This is a genomic window from Herbiconiux daphne (genome assembly GCF_024979295.1).
Lineage (GTDB): Bacteria > Actinomycetota > Actinomycetes > Actinomycetales > Microbacteriaceae > Herbiconiux > Herbiconiux daphnes.
Window position 1 is genome coordinate 45,256 of sequence record NZ_JANLCJ010000009.1, and the last position, 15,357, is coordinate 60,612.

Genomic DNA, 15,357 nt, shown 5'->3' on the forward strand with positions numbered 1-15,357 from the left:
CTCAGTCCATGCCCACCAGAGCGTCGGGCTCCTCGTAGTCGCTCACGATGGTGGGCATCGACGCGGTGATGACCGACCCGTCGGCGCGCACCGTGCCCTCGATGTCCGACGTGGTCGGAGCGCCCTCGATCGACGGGCGGTCGTCGGCCAGCGCGACCGTCACGGGAGCGCCCGACATGACCTCCACCCGGTCGCCGCGCACGTAGACGATGGCGGAGTCGCCCTTCTCGATCGTGAACGTCATGCGGTCTTGCCGCAGGTCGACCTCGATCAGCGCGCCGTGGATCGTGACGTGGAAGACGAGGGAGTCCCACTCCTCGGGCAGCCGCGGGTCGAAGGTGAACGTGCCCAGATAGTCACGCATGCCGCCGAAGCCGAACGCCAGGGCGCTCCAGACACCGCCGGTCGACGCCACGTGGATGCCGTCGGCGGTGTTGTTGTGCAGGTCGCCGAGGTCGACGAACAGCGCCGCCAAGAAGTAGCCCAGTGCCAGCTCGCGGTAGCCGACCTCGGCCGCGATGATCGACTGGGTCGACGCCGAGAGCGTCGAATCGCCCGTGGTGAGCGCGTCGTAGTACTCGAAGTCGGCGCGCTTCTCCTCGGTGGTGAACTCGTCTCCCTGCAGCAGCAGCGCGAGCACGACGTCGGCCTGCTTGATCACCTGGAACCGGTAGATCACCAGCGGGTGGAAGTGCAGCAGCAGCGGCCGTTTCGACGCGGGCGTGTTCTCGAGGTCCCACAGCTCCTTCTCGAGGAACTGCGAGTCCTGGGGGTGGATGCCGAGGTCGTCGTCGAACAGGATGTGCATGGCTTCGGCCGCGGTGGCCCACTCGAGCACCTCGTCCTCCTGCAGGTCGAGCCGCTTCACCATGCGGGCGTAGGCCTCGGGCGCGGTCTGCCGCATCTTCTTGGTCTGCCGCACCGCCGCGCGCAGATTGGCCCGCGCCATCACGTTGGTGAACAGGTTGTCGTTCACGACGGTCGTGTACTCGTCGGGGCCGGTGACGCCGTGGATGTGGAAGGTCTCGTTGGCGCCCCCGTGACCGCGCCAGAAACCGAGGTCGGCCCACATGCGCGCGGTCTCGACCAGGATGTCGATGGCGCCGCTGTAGAGGAAGTCGTCGTCGCCCGTGGCCGCGACGTACTGCGAGAGGGCGTGCGAGATGTCGGCGTCGATGTGGTACTGCGCGGTGCCCGCGGCGTAATAGGCCGACGACTCGAGGCCGTTGATGGTGCGCCAGGGAAAGAGGGCACCGCGCTGGTTGAGCTCGACGGCCCGGTCGCGGGCGGCGTCGAGCATGCCGTGCCGGAAGCGCAGGGCGTTCCGGGCGACCTGCGGTGAGGTGTAGGTGAGGAAGGGCAGCACGTAGATCTCGGTGTCCCAGAAGTAGTGGCCACCGTAGCCGGAGCCCGACACCCCCTTCGCCGCGATGCCGCCGCCGTCGGTGCGTGCGGTCGACTGGGCGAGCTGGAAGAGGTTCCAGCGCACCGCCTGCTGCACGTCGGGCTGACCCGCGATCACGACGTCGGCGCGCTCCCAGAAGTCGTCGAGCCACTCCCGCTGCCGGTCGAACACGGCCTCGATCGGCTCTTCGGCGATGCGGTCGAGCGTGCGATTGGTGCGGTCGGCGAGCTCGGTCGCCGGCACGGTCGACGACGTGTGATAGGCGATGGTCTTCACCAGCCGGATGCGCTGGCCGGCCTTCGCGCGCACGCGGTACACCTGCTTGGCGATGTCGTCGTCGATCTGCGCCGACTCGTCCCACTCGTTCTCGGTGTCGAGGTGGTGCTCGGCGCCCACCGCGATGGTCATGCCCGAGTGCGCGGCCCGGTAGCCGAGCACGTAGCGCCCCTCGTGGATCCACTTGAACCGCGGCAGCAGCACGCGGTCGCTGAAGCCCGACGCCTTGCGCGGGTCGGCGATGCCGCCGTTGACCCCGGGGGTCGACACGAACTCGTCGACGCGGTCCTGCCGGTTGAGGATCTGGCTCGAGATGAGCACCGACGCGTCGGAGTCGAGCATCGTGACCTCGTAGTCGATCACGGCCAGGTGCCGGTCGGTGAACGACACCAGCCGCCGCGAGCGGATGAGCACGCGCTTGCCCGACGGGGTGCGCCACTCGACGACCCGCTCGAGCACACCGGTGCGGAAGTCGAGGGTGCGCGAGTACTCGATGGTGTCGGCATCCGCCACCACGAACGGTTCGTCGTCGACGTAGAGACGGATGACGCGGGCATCCGGTGCGTTCACGATCGTCTGCCCGACCCGGGCGAACCCGTAGGCCTCTTCGGCGTGTCGGATCTGCCAGGTGTCATGGAACCCGTTGATGAACGTGCCCTCTGCGTAGGCCTTGTGCCCCTCTTCGAAGTTGCCCCGCAGGCCCAGGTAGCCGTTGCCGACCGCGAACAGGGTCTCGGTGCGGCCCTGGGTGGCGGTGTGGAATTCGGCCTCCGTCAGCGCCCACTCGTCGAGCGGGAACTGGGATCGGTCGAGGGGATCGGAGGCGATGGGGTTCATCAGGGTCTTTCTCGGCGGGCGAGCGGGGGTCGATCGATGTTAGCGGAGCGCCGGTATCAGTTCGTCGAGGTCGTCGACCACGATGTCGGCGCCCGAGTCGAGCAGCTCCTGCGCGCCCACGCCGCGGTCGACGCCCACCACGAGCCCGAAGGCGCCGTCGCGGCCCGCCTGCACACCGGAGTGCGCGTCTTCGACCACCACGCACTCCTCGGGCGCGAACCCGAGCAGCTCGGCGGCCCGCAGGTAGGTGTCGGGCGCGGGCTTGCCCTTGATGCCCTCGGCGGCCGCCACCAGACCGTCGACGATCACGTCGAAGCGGTCCCGGATGCCGGCGGTCGCCAGCACGGCGACGGCGTTGCGTGAGCTCGACACGACGGCCACCTCGTAGCCGGCGTCGATGGCCGCCGTGAGGAACGCGAGCGAGCCGGGATAGGGCCCGACGCCGTTCTCGGTGAGCTCGGCCTCGAAGGCGTCGTTCTTGCGGTTGCCGAGCGCCCAGACCGAGCCTTCGCCGGCCGTGTCGTCGCTCGAGCCCTCGGGCAGCGACAGTCCGCGGGCGGCCAGCAGCGAACGCACGCCGTCGACCCGGGGTTTGCCGTCGATGTAGAGGTAGTAGTCGTCGTCGGAGTAGGGAGCCGAACCCTGCGCGTCGAGGTAGGGGGCGAACAGCCGGCCCCAGGCACGCATGTGCACATCGACGGTCGGAGTGAGCACTCCGTCGAGGTCGAAGAGGATCGCGCGGGCGGTCGCGAGACGGCTCCGGTCGCGGGTGACGGTATCGGTCATGCCATCAACGGTAAGGCCTAGCCGTGAACACCGTGTTATCGCGGCGTTTCCATCACTGTCGCTGTGCGCTGACGTGACGCGCATCCGCCGCTTGTACGCTGAGAGGATGCACGGAGAATACAAAGTGCCCGGCGGCAAGCTCGTCGTGGTCGACCTCGACGACATCGACGGTCGCATCCAGAATTTCCGGCTCGCCGGAGACTTCTTCCTCGAACCCGATGACGCGCTGCTGCTGATCGACAAAGCCGTCAACGGCCTGCCGAGCGACAGCGACGCCGCCACCATCGCGGCGGCCGTCAAGGCGGCCCTTCCCGAGGGGGCCGTGCTGCTCGGCTTCTCGCCCGAGGCGGTGGCGGTCGCCATCCGTCGGTCGCTCGCGAAGGCGTCGAGCTGGGGTGACTACGACTGGCAGATCATCCACTCCGGGCCCGAGACCCCGCAGATGCAGCTCGCGCTCGACGAAGTGCTCGCCAACGAGGTGGGCGAGGGGCGGCGTCAGCCCACCCTGCGCATCTGGGAGTGGAACGAGCCGGCCGTGGTGATCGGCAGCTTCCAGTCGGTGAAGAACGAGGTCGACCTCGACAACGCCGCGAAGTACGGCTTCGAGGTCGTGCGGCGCATCTCGGGCGGTGGCGCCATGTTCATGGACGCGAATTCGGTCGTGACCTACAGCATCTACGCCCCCGCTGCGCTCGTGCAGGGCATGAGCTTCGCCGACTCCTACGCCTTTCTCGACGAGTGGGTCATCACCGGCCTCAAGTCGCTCGGCATCGACGCCTTCTACCAGCCGCTCAACGACATCTCGTCGGCCAAGGGCAAGATCGGCGGTGCCGCGCAGAAGCGGCTCGGCAACGGCGCGGTCATGCACCACGCCACGCTGAGCTACGACATGGACGGCGAGAAGATGGTTCAGGTCTTGAGAATCGGCCGCGAGAAGATGAGCGACAAGGGCACGAAGTCGGCCGCCAAGCGCGTCGATCCGCTTCGCAGCCAGACCGGTCTCGGCCGCGCCGAGATCATCGACCGGCTGATCGCCACCTTCACGAACCTCTACGGGGCCCAGCCGAGCGAGATCACCGCCGACGAACGCGCGACGGCGGAGGCGCTCGTGGCGTCGAAGTTCAGCACGCCCGAGTGGATCGGACGCGTTCCGTGACCGACCTGCCCGTGTTCACCGCCGCCGCCCTCGAGGCGGTGCCCCCGTTCGACGTGGCGTCGTTCTCGAAAGAAGACGCCTTCGAACTCGGGGTGATCGCCGCGCTGCTCGTGCGCGAGCGCGACCTCAATCTCGCGATCGACGTCGTGCTCGCCGGCGACCTCGTCTTCCGGGCGAAGTTCAAAGACACCGATGCCGGGAACGACCCGTGGCTGGCCGGCAAGGCCGCGGTCGCCGAGCGCTACGGCGTGCCGTCGCTGCTCGTGCGCCGCCGCTACGAAGAGGCGGGAACGCCGTTCGCCGAGCTGACCGACCCGTCGATCGACCACGACACGATGAAGGCGCACGGCGGGTCGATCCCGATCTTCGTGCAAGGCCGGTTCGCCGGCACCATCACGGCATCGGGCGAACCCGACGTCATCGACCACCAGACCGCCGCCGACGCGGTCGCCGCCTTCCGGGAGCGGCACGCGCGCTGACCGCGAGCGGCGCGCGCTGACCGCGGGCGTCGCGACGGCTCAGCCGCGGTCGACGAGCTCCTGGTAGTCGGGGTGGCTGTCGATGAAGTGCGCCACGAACGAGCACTTGGGCACCACCGCGAGCGTGCCGCTCGTGCGCACGTCGTCGAGGGCGAACTGCACGAGCTGGGCGCCGAGGCCCGCCTGGCGCTTCGTGGGGTCGACCTCGGTGCGGGTGAAGACGATCGTGGTGCCGGTGATGGTGTAGTCGGCGAAGCCGGCCAGCTCGCCGTCGACGGTGATGGTGTAGCGGCTCTGGTCTGACTCGTTGCGGATCTCGGTGCTCATGGTGCCCTGAGGATAACCCGGCCACCTCGGTACTGCCACAATTGCAGGGTGCCCGCCCCCGATTCACCGCTCGACGCGTTCGACGCGACCGTGCGGGGCGAGGGGCTGGTGTTCCACGCCGACAACCTGACCGTGCTGCCCCGGTTCGCCGACGCATCCTTCACCGTCATCTACCTCGATCCGCCGTTCAACACCGGTCGCGCACAGACCCGGCGCTCGACCACGGCGAACCGCATCGAGACGACCCAGGATGCCGCGAACGAGACGGATGCCGCCGTCAAGACACCCGGCCGCATCACCGGCTTCAAGGGGCAGCAGTACGACCGCATCAAGGGCGACCTGCTGCGCTACGACGATCGGTTCGACGACTACTGGGGATTTCTCGAGCCGCGCATCGTGGAGGCCTGGCGGCTGCTCGCCGACGACGGCACGCTCTATCTGCACCTCGACTACCGCGAGGCGCACTACGCCAAGGTGCTGCTCGACGCGCTGTTCGGCCGCGAGAGCTTCCTCAACGAGATCATCTGGGCCTACGACTACGGCGCCAAGTCGAAGAATCGCTGGCCCACGAAGCACGACACGATCCTGGTCTACGTGAAGAACCCGCGTGGCTACTACTTCGACTCCTCCACCGTCGACCGCGAGCCCTACATGGCGCCCGGCCTCGTGACCGCCGAGAAGGCGGCATCCGGCAAGCTGCCGACGGATGTCTGGTGGCACACGATCGTGTCGCCGACCGGCCGCGAGAAGACCGGCTACCCCACCCAGAAACCCGAGGGCATCCTTCGCCGCATCGTGCAGGCCTCGAGCCGTGAGGGCGACTGGGTGCTCGACTTCTTCGCCGGCAGCGGCACCACGGGGGCGGTGGCCGGTGCCCTCGCGCGCAACTACGTGCTCATCGACGAGAGCCCCGACGCCATCGCCGTCATCCGCAAGCGCCTGCCGGGCGCCACGTTCGAGTAGGTTCAGGCCGAGCCGCGAACGATGAGGTGGGTGGGGATGATCGTGCGCCGCGGCACTTCCTCGCCCGCGATGAGCCGCACGAGCAGCTCGGCCATGGTGGCGCCCAGGTCGGCCGAGGGCTGGTGCATCGTGGTGAGCGGCGGCGTGAGGGTCGAGGCGAACGTATCGTCGTCGTAGCCCACCACGGCCACGTCACCCGGAACGCTGAGGCCCCGGGTGCGCAGCACCTGCACCGCGCCGGCCGCCATCTGGTCGTTGGCCACGAACACGCCGTCGATGGGCACTCCGCGATCGAGCAGCCGGTTCATCGCGTCGGCGCCGGAGCTCTGCGAGAAGTCGCCGATCTCGATCAGGGCGGGGTCGCCCCCCGCGGCGTCGATCGACTCGCGCCAGCCGTTCAGCCGGTCGATGCCGGCCGGCATGTCCTGCCGCCCGGCGATGGTGGCGACGTGCCGCCGGCCGAGGCCGATGAGGTGCTCGGTGGCCGTGCGGGCGCTGTGCACGTTGTCGACGTCGACGAAGTAGCTGTCGAAGGTCTCGGGGTTGATCGGGCGGCCACCGAACACGATCGGCAGCGTGGAGCCGAGCCCGACGTAGGAGTGGTCTTCGGCGTGGTGCGACACCACGAGCGCGCCGTCGACGTTGCCGCCGAGCAGATAGCGCCGCGTCTTCTGCGGCCGCGCCTCCGACGCGATGAGCAGGTTGAGCGTGTAGTCGGTGTCGGAGAGCGCCCGGGCCACCCCGCGCACCACCGGCGCGAAGAACGGGTCGGCGAACACCGTGGAGGTCGACTCCGGCACGATCAGCGCGATCACGTCGGTGCGGCGGCTGGCGAGCGAGCGAGCGACCCGGTTGGGCACGTAGTTGAGTCGCGCGATGGCGTCGTTCACGATCGCGGTCACCTCGGCGGTCACCTTCGGCGAGCCGTTCACCACGCGCGAGACGGTGGCGCGCGAGACCCCGGCCTCGGCGGCCACCATCTCGAGCGTCGGAGCGCGCGACGTGCGGGAATCGATCGTCATCTCACACCTCCGAAGGCTCTCGTGCGGGCGTCACAACCGCGGGCGGTGGCCCGCCCGTGCGCCTTACGATACCGGCGAAGCCGCGGGGGCAGGCGCCGCATCGACGGGGGTGGAGCCGGATGCCGCGGCCGCGGCATCCTGGATCACCCTCGAATAAGCGATCGCCGAGTCCTTCGGCGTGCGCACGAGGGTGTCGTAGTCGACGCGCACGATGCCGAATCGCTTGCCGTAGCCCCAGGCCCACTCGAAGTTGTCGAGCAGCGACCACACGAAGTAGCCGCGCACGTCGGCGCCGTCGGCGATCGCGTGCGAGACCGCCTGGATGTGGTCGAGCACGTACTTCGTGCGCAGGTCGTCGTGGATCTCGCCGTCGGCGTCGACCACGTCGTCGTAGGCGGCGCCGTTCTCGGTGACGTAGAGCGGGGGCAGCGCCGGGTATTCGCGGCCGAGCCGCACGAGCAGTGTGTGGAGCCCCTCGGGGTTGACCTCCCAGCCCATGGCGGTGCGGGGCAGCCCGCGCAAGGGGAACGTGATGTCCTCCGAACCGACGAACGGCGTGCTGAGCGCCCGGCCGGTGTCGACCAGGTGCGGGTCGTCAGCGCCCACCAGCGGGTGACCGCTCACGACGTCGTCGTGGTAGTGGTTGACGCCGAGGAAGTCGATCGGCTGCGAGATGATCTCGAGGTCGCCGGGGCGCACCAGGCCGGTGTCGCTCACCTCGTCGAGACCGAACTCGGCGAGGTCGCGGCGCACGTCGGCGGGGTATTCGCCGCGAACGATCGGGTCGAGGAAGATCGTGTTCTGCAGGCCGTCGAACCGGCGGGCGGCGTCGACGTCGACCGGGTCGGACGGGTTCTGCGGAATCGAGTTCGTGAGGTTGAGCGTGATGCCGAGGTTCTGTGCGCCCAGCTCGCGCAGGCGCTGCACGGCGAGACCGTGGCCGAGGTGCTGGTGGTGCACGGCGGCGATCGCCGCGGCCGGCTCCTGGCGCCCGGGCGCGTGCACGCCGGCGGCGTAGCCGAGCAGTGACGAGCAGAACGGCTCGTTGAACGTGGTCCAGTGCTGCACCCGGTCGCCGAGTGCGCCGTAGACGGTCTCGGCGTAGTCGCGGAAGCGGAAGGCCGTGTCGCGATTGGCCCAGCCGCCGGTCTCTTCGACGGCCTGCGGGAGGTCCCAGTGGTAGAGGGTGAGCCAGGGCAGGATGCCGGCGCCGAGGAGTTCGTCGACGAGGCGCGAGTAGAAGTCGAGCCCGGCCGGGTTGACCTCGCGGTCGCCGGGCTTGATGCGGGCCCAGCTGGTGGAGAACCGGTAGGCGTGCAGGCCCAGCTGCTTCATCAGCGCGACGTCTTCGGGCATGCGGTGGTAGTGGTCGACGGCGACGTCGAGGGTGTCGCCGTTCAGCACGGCGTTGGGAACCCGGGCGAACGCGTCCCAGATCGAGGCTTCTTTGCCGTCTTCGAAAGCCGCGCCTTCGATCTGGGCGGCGGCCGTGGCCGAGCCCCAGAGAAAGCCGGGAGGGAATGAGGTCGTCATGGCGGTGTTACTGCTCCTTGAATGGTGGTTGTGCAATGCTATTCGGTCCGGCCGGCCGGACCCATCTCTCCCGAGACCTCTACCCCTTGACGGCACCCGCCATGATGCCCGACACCAGCTGCTTGCCCGCGAGCACGAACAGCAGCAGCAGCGGCAGCGTGGCGAGCACGGCACCGGCGAGCACGATCGAGTAGTCGACGTACTTGGCCGACTGCAGCTGGCTGAGCGCCACCTGCAGGGTGGGGTTCTGCGGCACCACGAGCAGCGGCCAGAGGTAGTCGGTCCATGCCGTCATGAAGGTGAACAGGCCGAGGATGGCCATCGCGGGCCGGGCGGCCGGCACCCCGACGTGCCAGAAGGTCGAGATCATGCTCGCGCCGTCGACGCGGGCGGCCTCGATCAGTTCGTCGGGGATGACGTCGACGAGGTACTGCCGCATGAAGAACACGCCGAACGCGGTCACGAGCGTCGGCACGATCACGGCGCCGAGGCTGCCGGTCCAGCCGAACTGCCGCATCAGCATGAACAGGGGGATGATGCCGAGCTGCGTCGGCACGGCGAGCGTGGCGATGACGAACACGAGCAGCCCTTCGCGCCCGCGGAAGCGCAGCTTCGCGAACGCGTAACCGGCCAGCGTCGAGAAGAAGACGACGGATGCCGTGATGACGCCCGACACGATGATGCTGTTGCCGAGGGCGGTCCAGAACGGCACGGTGGTGACCACCTGGCCGACGTTCTGCCAGAACTGGCCGCCGGGCAACAGCGGCGGCCAGGTGGCGGTGAGCACCTGGCTGTCGCTCGAGCCCACGACGAACGACCACCACAGCGGCAGGGCGCCGCCGAGGAAGACGGCGAGCAGCACGCCGTAGGTCACGAACCCCGGGCGCTTGTCGATGCCGAGCGAGCCTTTTCCGCGGCGCGGCTTCGCCGGCGACGAGCCGGCCGGGCGTGACGATGCGGCCGGTGCGGAACGTGTCGCGGTCGCGGTCATCGGTTCTCCTCCGTGTGATGCGGGTGGTCGGCGAGCTGCGGTTCGACGCCGGGCACGAAGCCGCTCGTGAGTTCGGCTTCGGCGCGCGAGCGGGCGAGCGCCTTGGCGCTGCGCCGCTTGACCACGCGCGCCTCGGTCGAGGCGATGCGCCGCGAGATCAAGAAGTTGAGCACGCCGAACAGCACGATCAAGAGGAACAGCAGCCAGGCGACGGCCGACGCCTTGCCGAAGCTCTGGCGGTTGAACGCGAGGTCCCACAGGTAGAGCACGGTCGTCTGGTACTGCCGGTCGTTGCCGCCGGGCGTCGAGACCGTGGGGTTGAAGAGCTTGGGCTCGGTGAAGATCTGCAGCCCGCCGATGGTGGCGGTGATGATGACGAAGATCATGGTGGGCCGGATCGACGGCAGGGTGATCGAGAAGAACCGCCGGAACTGCCCGGCACCGTCGAGCGCCGCCGACTCGTGGATGTCGCGGGGCACCGCCTGCATCGCCGCGAGCAGGATCAGGGCGTTGTAGCCCGTCCAGCGCCAGTTGACCATCGTGGCGATCGCGATGTGCGAGGGGAAGACATCCGTCTTCCACATCACCGGGTCGAGGTTCACGGCCTCGAGGATGTTGTTGATGAGGCCGTACTTCTCGCTGAAGGCGCTCGAGAAGATCAGGGTGACGGCGACCGGCGTGACCACATAGGGAATGAGCACGCTCATGCGCCAGAAGGTCTTGGCACGCAGGTTCTGATCGAGCACGGCCGCGATGAACACGGCGGCGATCAATTGCGGCACGGCGGAGAGAAAGAAGATGCTGACCGTGTTGAACAGCGAGTTCCAGAAGAACGGGTCGCTGAGCTCGGCGGCGAAGTTGCCGAGGCCCACCCACTCGCCGGGGCCGGTCAGCAGGTTCCAGTTGTTGAGCGACACCACGAAGGTGTAGCCGAGCGGAAAGAGGCCGACCAGGCCGAAGAGGATGAAGAAGGGCGCCACGTAGGCGTAGGGGGAGTACTTGACGTCCCACCGGTTGAGGCGCTGCCGGAAGGTGCGCTTCGGGGCCGGCCGGGGCGCGGCATCCGGTTTCGGCGACGTCACCTGGGGGGTGATGGTTGCGGTCATGCGGGGGTCTCCCGGTGCGAGGGGTGAACGGATGGCGGGTCGGCCGGTCGGCCGGCGTGAGCGGGGCCCCTCGGGAGAGAAGCCGAGGGGCCCCGTCGCGCTGCGTGCTATTTGTTGACCACGAGCTGGTCGAGCAGGCCGATCGCGTTGTCCCACGCGGCCTGGCCATCGGTGCCCGAGTCGAGCGAGAGGGCGGATGGCCCGAACACCTGCTCCTGGATGACCGAGTCATCCGGGCCCTTGTACTGCGCGACCACACCCTTCGACCGTTCGGCCAGGATGGTGCCGAGCGGCGCGTCGTTGAAGAACGTCGCCAGGTCGTTGGTGCCGGTGACGGCCGGGTCGCTCTGCGCCTCGATGTTGCTCGGGAACGTTCCGGCGACGGTGAAGGCGGCGGCCTGCTGCTTGGCCTCGGTCAGCCACTCGGCGAGGGCCGCGGCCTCCTTCGGGTGCTTCGACTGCGTGGGCACGGTCAAAAAGGTGCCGCCCCAGTTCGCCGGGCCGCCGGGGAACACGTTGGCGAAGTCCCAGCCGGTGGTGGCGTCGCCACCCGCGGCCTCGACCTGGCCCTTCACGACGCCGAGCATCCAGCCCGGGCACACGAAGGTCGCGAACGAGCCGTCGGTGAAGGCCTTGCCCTTGCCCCAGTCCCACTGGGTCTGGCCGCTGGAGAGACCGGCGGCGGCGCCGCCCGCGAGCTCGCCCCAGAGTTCTTTGAGGTCGCTGTTGTCTTCGATGTTGAGCTCGCCGTCGGAGGTGTAGTACCCCTCGGGCTGCTGGTTCACCATGGCGTTCCAGATGAAGCCCGACTGGTCGTACCAGGCCTTGCCGGTGGCGGCGTGGTACTTCTCGCCGAGGGCGAAGTAGTCGGCCCAGGTGGCGTCGTCACCGCCGAACAGGGCGGCGACCTCGTCGCGGTCGGTCGGCAGACCGGCCTCGGCGAAGAGCGTGCTGTTGTAGCACAGGCCCTCGGGGCCGATGTCGGTGCCGTAGCCGATGATGCGGCCGTTGGAATCGGTGGCCTGCTTCACCTTCCAGTCGACCCACTGGTCGGAGATGTCCTTCGCGCCGTAGTCGCTCAGGTCGGTGAACTGGTCGGAGACCTGCATGACCGCGCTCAGCCAGCCCTCTTCGACGGCCTGCACGTCGGGCAGCCCCGCGCCGGCGGCCTGTTTGGTCTGCCAGTCGGTCTTGGCGTTGCCGCCGGTGTCGATGTTGGTGGCCTCGATCTTGATGCCGGGGTTCTCGGACTCGTACTCGGTGTAGAGGTCGTCGAGCCCCATGGTGCCGAACGTGGTGACGGTCAGCGTGATGGGGTCGTCTGCGGTGCCGGCGGCGGAGCCGGATGCCGAGCATCCGGCAGCACCGAGGGCGATCGCCGCGAGTGCGGCGGCTGTGGCTGCCGTCGTGCGTCGTGAGAGTTTCACGGTCACTCCTTTGTGTGCGTGTTGCGGTGGGATTGGTGGTTGAGAGCGCTCTCACGTTTGGGTGTGAGAGCGCTCTCACGATCGAGACAAAACGTAGGTCACTGCTGGCTCACATGTCAAGCCGTTCGCGTATTCCCTTTTCGGCATACGGGCCCAGGCGCGTGATCCGGCGTAACAGTACTTCGCATTCGGCTCTGGGGAGGGGTCGGCATGCGACCCTGTATCGACCGGACGACGAGAGGAGTGGTCGATGACTCACGAGAACAGAACAGGCCGCGCGTTCGGGTTCGCCACCCAGCAACTGCACGCGGGGGGAGCGCCGGCCGACGGCATCAATGCCCGGGCCACCCCCATCTACCTGAGTGCCGGCTTCGTCTTCGACGACTTCGAGCAGGCACGCGACCGGTTCGGCGGCGCCGAAGACGGTTTCACCTACACTCGCATCGGCAACCCCACGAACTCCTCGGTGGAGCGTCGCCTCGCCGCGCTCGAAGGCGGCACCGGCGCCATCCTCGTCGGCAGCGGGCAGGCGGCGGTCTCGGTCGCCATTCTGGGCCTGCTGCAGGCCGGCGACCACCTGGTGTCGGCGTCGAGCATCTACGAGGGCTCGCGGGGCCTCTTCCTCGACAACTTCTCGCGCCTGGGCATCACCACCGACTTCGTCGCCGACGCCAACGACGCCCTCGCCTGGGAGCTCGCCATCACCCCGGCGACCCGCGCGTTGTTCGTGGAGTCGATCCCCAACCCCAAGAACGACCTGGTCGACATCGCGCTGGTGGCCGAGGTGGCTCACCGCCACGGCATCCCGCTGATCGTCGACAACACCTTCGCCACCCCCTACCTGCTGCGGCCGCTGCAGCACGGAGCCGACATCGTGGTGCACTCGGCCAGCAAGTTCCTGGCCGGTCACGGCTCGGTGCTCGGTGGCGCCGTCGTCAGCGGCGACGGGTTCGACTGGTCAGCCGCGACCTCCGGGGTCGCGCACTTCCCGCACCTCACCGAGCCGACCCGTTCGCTCGGCGGCCGGAGCTTCGTCGAGCGCTTCGGCGCCGAGGCGTTCCTCGTCTACGCCCGTGACGTGGTGACCGCACGCTTCGGCCCGACGCCGTCGCCGATCAACGCCTTCCTCATCCAGCAGGGCATCGAGACCCTGTCGCTGCGGGTGGACCGCCAGTCGGCCAACGCCCTGGCCATCGCCGAGTGGCTCGAGGCGCAGCCCGACATCGAGTCGGTCGACTACTCGGGGCTGCCGTCGAACCCGTTCCACGCCCTGGCCCAGCACTACCTGCCGCGAGGCCAGGGCTCGGTCTTCTCGTTCACGCTGCGCGGGGGCGCCGCGGCGGCCGAGCAGTTCATCAACGCCGTCGAGCTCTTCACCCGCATGACCCACCTCGGAGACGTGCGGTCGCTCATCATCCACCCGGCGTCGACCACCCACGCCTGGCGCTCGGAGCAGCAGTTGCGCGACGCGGGCATCTGGCCCGGTCTCATCCGGCTCTCGGTCGGCGTCGAAGACCTGCCCGATCTGCTCGCCGACCTCCAGCACGCGCTCGACGTGGTGCGGGCGAGCGCGCCCGCGCCGGCCGTCGCCGACCTCGTGAGCGAGGCTCGCTAGCCGTGTCGCGCCTGCAGCATTTCGGCTGGTTCCTCTCGCGGGGTTTCGGCCCGCACGGCTGGGGCCACCCCTACTACGAGTGGAATCACCGCTGGCACGGCCCGAAGCTCTACCAGCAGTCGGCACGCGACCTCGAGCAGGCGGGATTCGACCTCGTCATCGTCGAAGACGCCCTCTCGCTCGGCAACGCCGACACGCTCGACCTGCGCGTCCGCAGCGCCTACGGCGGGCCGAAGCACGACCCGTTGCTGCTCGCGCCCTATCTCTTCGCCGCAACCTCGCACCTCGGCATCGCGCCCACCGTCAACCCGCTCGCCTACTCGCCATACCAGGCGGCGCGTCAGTTCGCGACGATGCAGCACCTCAGCGACTACCGCTTCGGCATCAACGTGGTGACGGATGTCGGCTCCAGCCGCCACTTCGGCGCCGAGCCCCTGGCGCACGACGCCGCCTACGATCGCGCCGAGGAGTGGCTCACGGCGGTGCGCCGGCTCTGGCACAGCTGGGGACCCGACGCGCTCATCGCCGATGCGGCCACGGCGCACTTCGCCGACGGCTCGAAGCTCGACGCCTTCGAGCACCGCGGCGAGCACTACCGTTTCGACGGACCCCTCAACGCGCTGCCGTTCCCCGAACTCGGCTCCGAGCACCTCTCGGGTGACCCGATCGTGGTGTCGCCCGGCGGTTCGGGCCGCGGGCTCAACTTCGCCGGCGAGCAGTCCGACGTGCAGCTCGCGCTCGCCTCGCTCGACGTCGACACCATCCGCGCCTACCGCGCCAAGGTGATCGAGGCCGCCGAAGGGCACGGCCGCAGCGCCCGCGACATCGACATCCTGTTCGTGTTCAAGCCCATCGTCACCTCGAGTTCCGACGAGGCCCAGCGCATCGTCGACGCCTCCGCGCACCCCGACGACGCCACGCTGCTGCAGATCGCCGCCGGTCAGTCGAGCGACCTCGAGACCGACCTCACCGTGCTCGACCTCGACAAGCCGATCGACCCCGCCATCTTCGGCGATCACGTCTCGCGCGGCAGCATCAAGGGTCTGCTCGGAAAGTTCGACAGTTTGGCCGACGCCTCTCTCCGCGACATCCTGACCGCCAAGGCGAAGCTCGGCCGCATCTCCGAGCGGGCCGGCTACGTGGGCACGGCTGACGAGATCGCCGACTTCATCCAGGAGCTCGGCGACGAGGCCGACAACGACGGCTTCATCTTCTCGGGCGACCTGCACCCGGTCACCATCCACCGCATGCTCGACGAACTCGTGCCGATCCTGCGCCGCCGCGGCATCCTGCGCACCGAGTTCGGCGACGGCGGCCTGCGCGGCAACCTGCGCGACTTCTGACCGATCCGGTTAGCGGATGCAGATTTCACGACAAGCGACGCCGAATACGGCGTCGCTCGTCGGAAAAGCTGCATCCGTCAACCGATTCACG

Annotated in this window: 13 protein-coding genes; 5 read left to right on the plus strand and 8 right to left on the minus strand. The window is 68.8% G+C overall.

What is annotated here, in order from left to right:
• Position 1 precedes the first annotated feature (1 nt).
• Positions 2-2,518 (minus strand): glycoside hydrolase family 65 protein, encoded by a 2,517-nt coding sequence (locus tag N1032_RS19070; RefSeq protein WP_259541074.1) that lies wholly within the window; start codon positions 2,516-2,518, stop codon positions 2-4.
• A 39-nt stretch (positions 2,519-2,557) separates the two neighbouring features.
• Positions 2,558-3,304 (minus strand): HAD family hydrolase, encoded by a 747-nt coding sequence (locus N1032_RS19075; RefSeq protein WP_259541076.1) that lies wholly within the window; start codon positions 3,302-3,304, stop codon positions 2,558-2,560.
• Between the two features lie 106 nt (positions 3,305-3,410).
• Between N1032_RS19075 and N1032_RS19080 the strand changes: the two genes are divergently transcribed.
• Positions 3,411-4,460, plus strand: a complete 1,050-nt coding sequence (locus tag N1032_RS19080; RefSeq protein WP_259541078.1) for a lipoate--protein ligase family protein — start codon at positions 3,411-3,413, stop codon at positions 4,458-4,460.
• Positions 4,457-4,939 carry a heme-binding protein gene (locus N1032_RS19085; RefSeq protein WP_259541080.1) on the plus strand — a complete coding sequence of 161 codons (483 nt, stop codon included), beginning with the start codon at positions 4,457-4,459 and terminating at the stop codon, positions 4,937-4,939. Before N1032_RS19080 ends, N1032_RS19085 begins: the two co-directional genes overlap by 4 nt.
• A 39-nt stretch (positions 4,940-4,978) precedes the next feature.
• Here N1032_RS19085 and N1032_RS19090 read toward each other — a convergent pair whose 3' ends face one another.
• Positions 4,979-5,266: a GNAT family N-acetyltransferase gene (locus N1032_RS19090; RefSeq protein ID WP_259541082.1), complete on the minus strand. Its 288-nt coding sequence runs from the start codon at positions 5,264-5,266 to the stop codon at positions 4,979-4,981.
• 48 nt (positions 5,267-5,314) lie between these two features.
• Here N1032_RS19090 and N1032_RS19095 point away from each other — a divergent pair, with 48 nt between their 5' ends.
• Positions 5,315-6,229: a DNA-methyltransferase gene (locus N1032_RS19095; protein WP_407933057.1), complete on the plus strand. Its 915-nt coding sequence runs from the start codon at positions 5,315-5,317 to the stop codon at positions 6,227-6,229.
• A 2-nt stretch (positions 6,230-6,231) separates the two neighbouring features.
• On the opposite strand, the gene N1032_RS19100 is transcribed toward N1032_RS19095, so the two are convergent.
• From N1032_RS19100 to N1032_RS19120, 5 genes are all read right to left on the minus strand, one after another.
• Positions 6,232-7,251 carry a LacI family DNA-binding transcriptional regulator gene (locus N1032_RS19100; protein WP_259541084.1) on the minus strand — a complete coding sequence of 340 codons (1,020 nt, stop codon included), beginning with the start codon at positions 7,249-7,251 and terminating at the stop codon, positions 6,232-6,234.
• A 63-nt stretch (positions 7,252-7,314) separates the two neighbouring features.
• Positions 7,315-8,784, minus strand: a complete 1,470-nt coding sequence (locus N1032_RS19105) for a glycoside hydrolase family 1 protein (protein ID WP_259541086.1) — start codon at positions 8,782-8,784, stop codon at positions 7,315-7,317.
• A gap of 79 nt (positions 8,785-8,863) precedes the next feature.
• Complete coding sequence (locus N1032_RS19110) at positions 8,864-9,775, minus strand: carbohydrate ABC transporter permease (RefSeq protein WP_259541088.1); 912 nt, start codon at positions 9,773-9,775, stop codon at positions 8,864-8,866.
• A complete protein-coding gene (locus N1032_RS19115; protein ID WP_259541090.1) occupies positions 9,772-10,881 on the minus strand; it encodes a carbohydrate ABC transporter permease in 1,110 nt (369 codons plus the stop codon). The genes N1032_RS19110 and N1032_RS19115 overlap by 4 nt, the downstream gene beginning before the upstream one ends.
• A gap of 107 nt (positions 10,882-10,988) precedes the next feature.
• On the minus strand, positions 10,989-12,308 hold the full coding sequence (locus tag N1032_RS19120; RefSeq protein WP_259541092.1) for an ABC transporter substrate-binding protein: 1,320 nt from the start codon (positions 12,306-12,308) through the stop codon (positions 10,989-10,991).
• A 250-nt stretch (positions 12,309-12,558) separates the two neighbouring features.
• On the opposite strand from N1032_RS19120, the gene N1032_RS19125 reads away from it, so the two are divergent.
• Positions 12,559-13,923 (plus strand): O-acetylhomoserine aminocarboxypropyltransferase/cysteine synthase family protein, encoded by a 1,365-nt coding sequence (locus N1032_RS19125; RefSeq protein ID WP_259541094.1) that lies wholly within the window; start codon positions 12,559-12,561, stop codon positions 13,921-13,923.
• A gap of 2 nt (positions 13,924-13,925) precedes the next feature.
• Positions 13,926-15,266: an LLM class flavin-dependent oxidoreductase gene (locus N1032_RS19130; protein WP_259541096.1), complete on the plus strand. Its 1,341-nt coding sequence runs from the start codon at positions 13,926-13,928 to the stop codon at positions 15,264-15,266.
• Positions 15,267-15,357 lie beyond the last annotated feature (91 nt).

Coding starts and splice junctions, on each gene's coding strand:
- N1032_RS19070 (WP_259541074.1), bottom strand. CDS start 2,518: ATGAACCCCATCGCCTCCGATCCCCTCGACCGATCCCAGTTCCCGCTC.
- N1032_RS19075 (WP_259541076.1), bottom strand. CDS start 3,304: ATGACCGATACCGTCACCCGCGACCGGAGCCGTCTCGCGACCGCCCGC.
- N1032_RS19080 (WP_259541078.1), top strand. CDS start 3,411: ATGCACGGAGAATACAAAGTGCCCGGCGGCAAGCTCGTCGTGGTCGAC.
- N1032_RS19090 (WP_259541082.1), bottom strand. CDS start 5,266: ATGAGCACCGAGATCCGCAACGAGTCAGACCAGAGCCGCTACACCATC.
- N1032_RS19100 (WP_259541084.1), bottom strand. CDS start 7,251: ATGACGATCGATTCCCGCACGTCGCGCGCTCCGACGCTCGAGATGGTG.
- N1032_RS19105 (WP_259541086.1), bottom strand. CDS start 8,784: ATGACGACCTCATTCCCTCCCGGCTTTCTCTGGGGCTCGGCCACGGCC.
- N1032_RS19110 (WP_259541088.1), bottom strand. CDS start 9,775: ATGACCGCGACCGCGACACGTTCCGCACCGGCCGCATCGTCACGCCCG.
- N1032_RS19115 (WP_259541090.1), bottom strand. CDS start 10,881: ATGACCGCAACCATCACCCCCCAGGTGACGTCGCCGAAACCGGATGCC.
- N1032_RS19125 (WP_259541094.1), top strand. CDS start 12,559: ATGACTCACGAGAACAGAACAGGCCGCGCGTTCGGGTTCGCCACCCAG.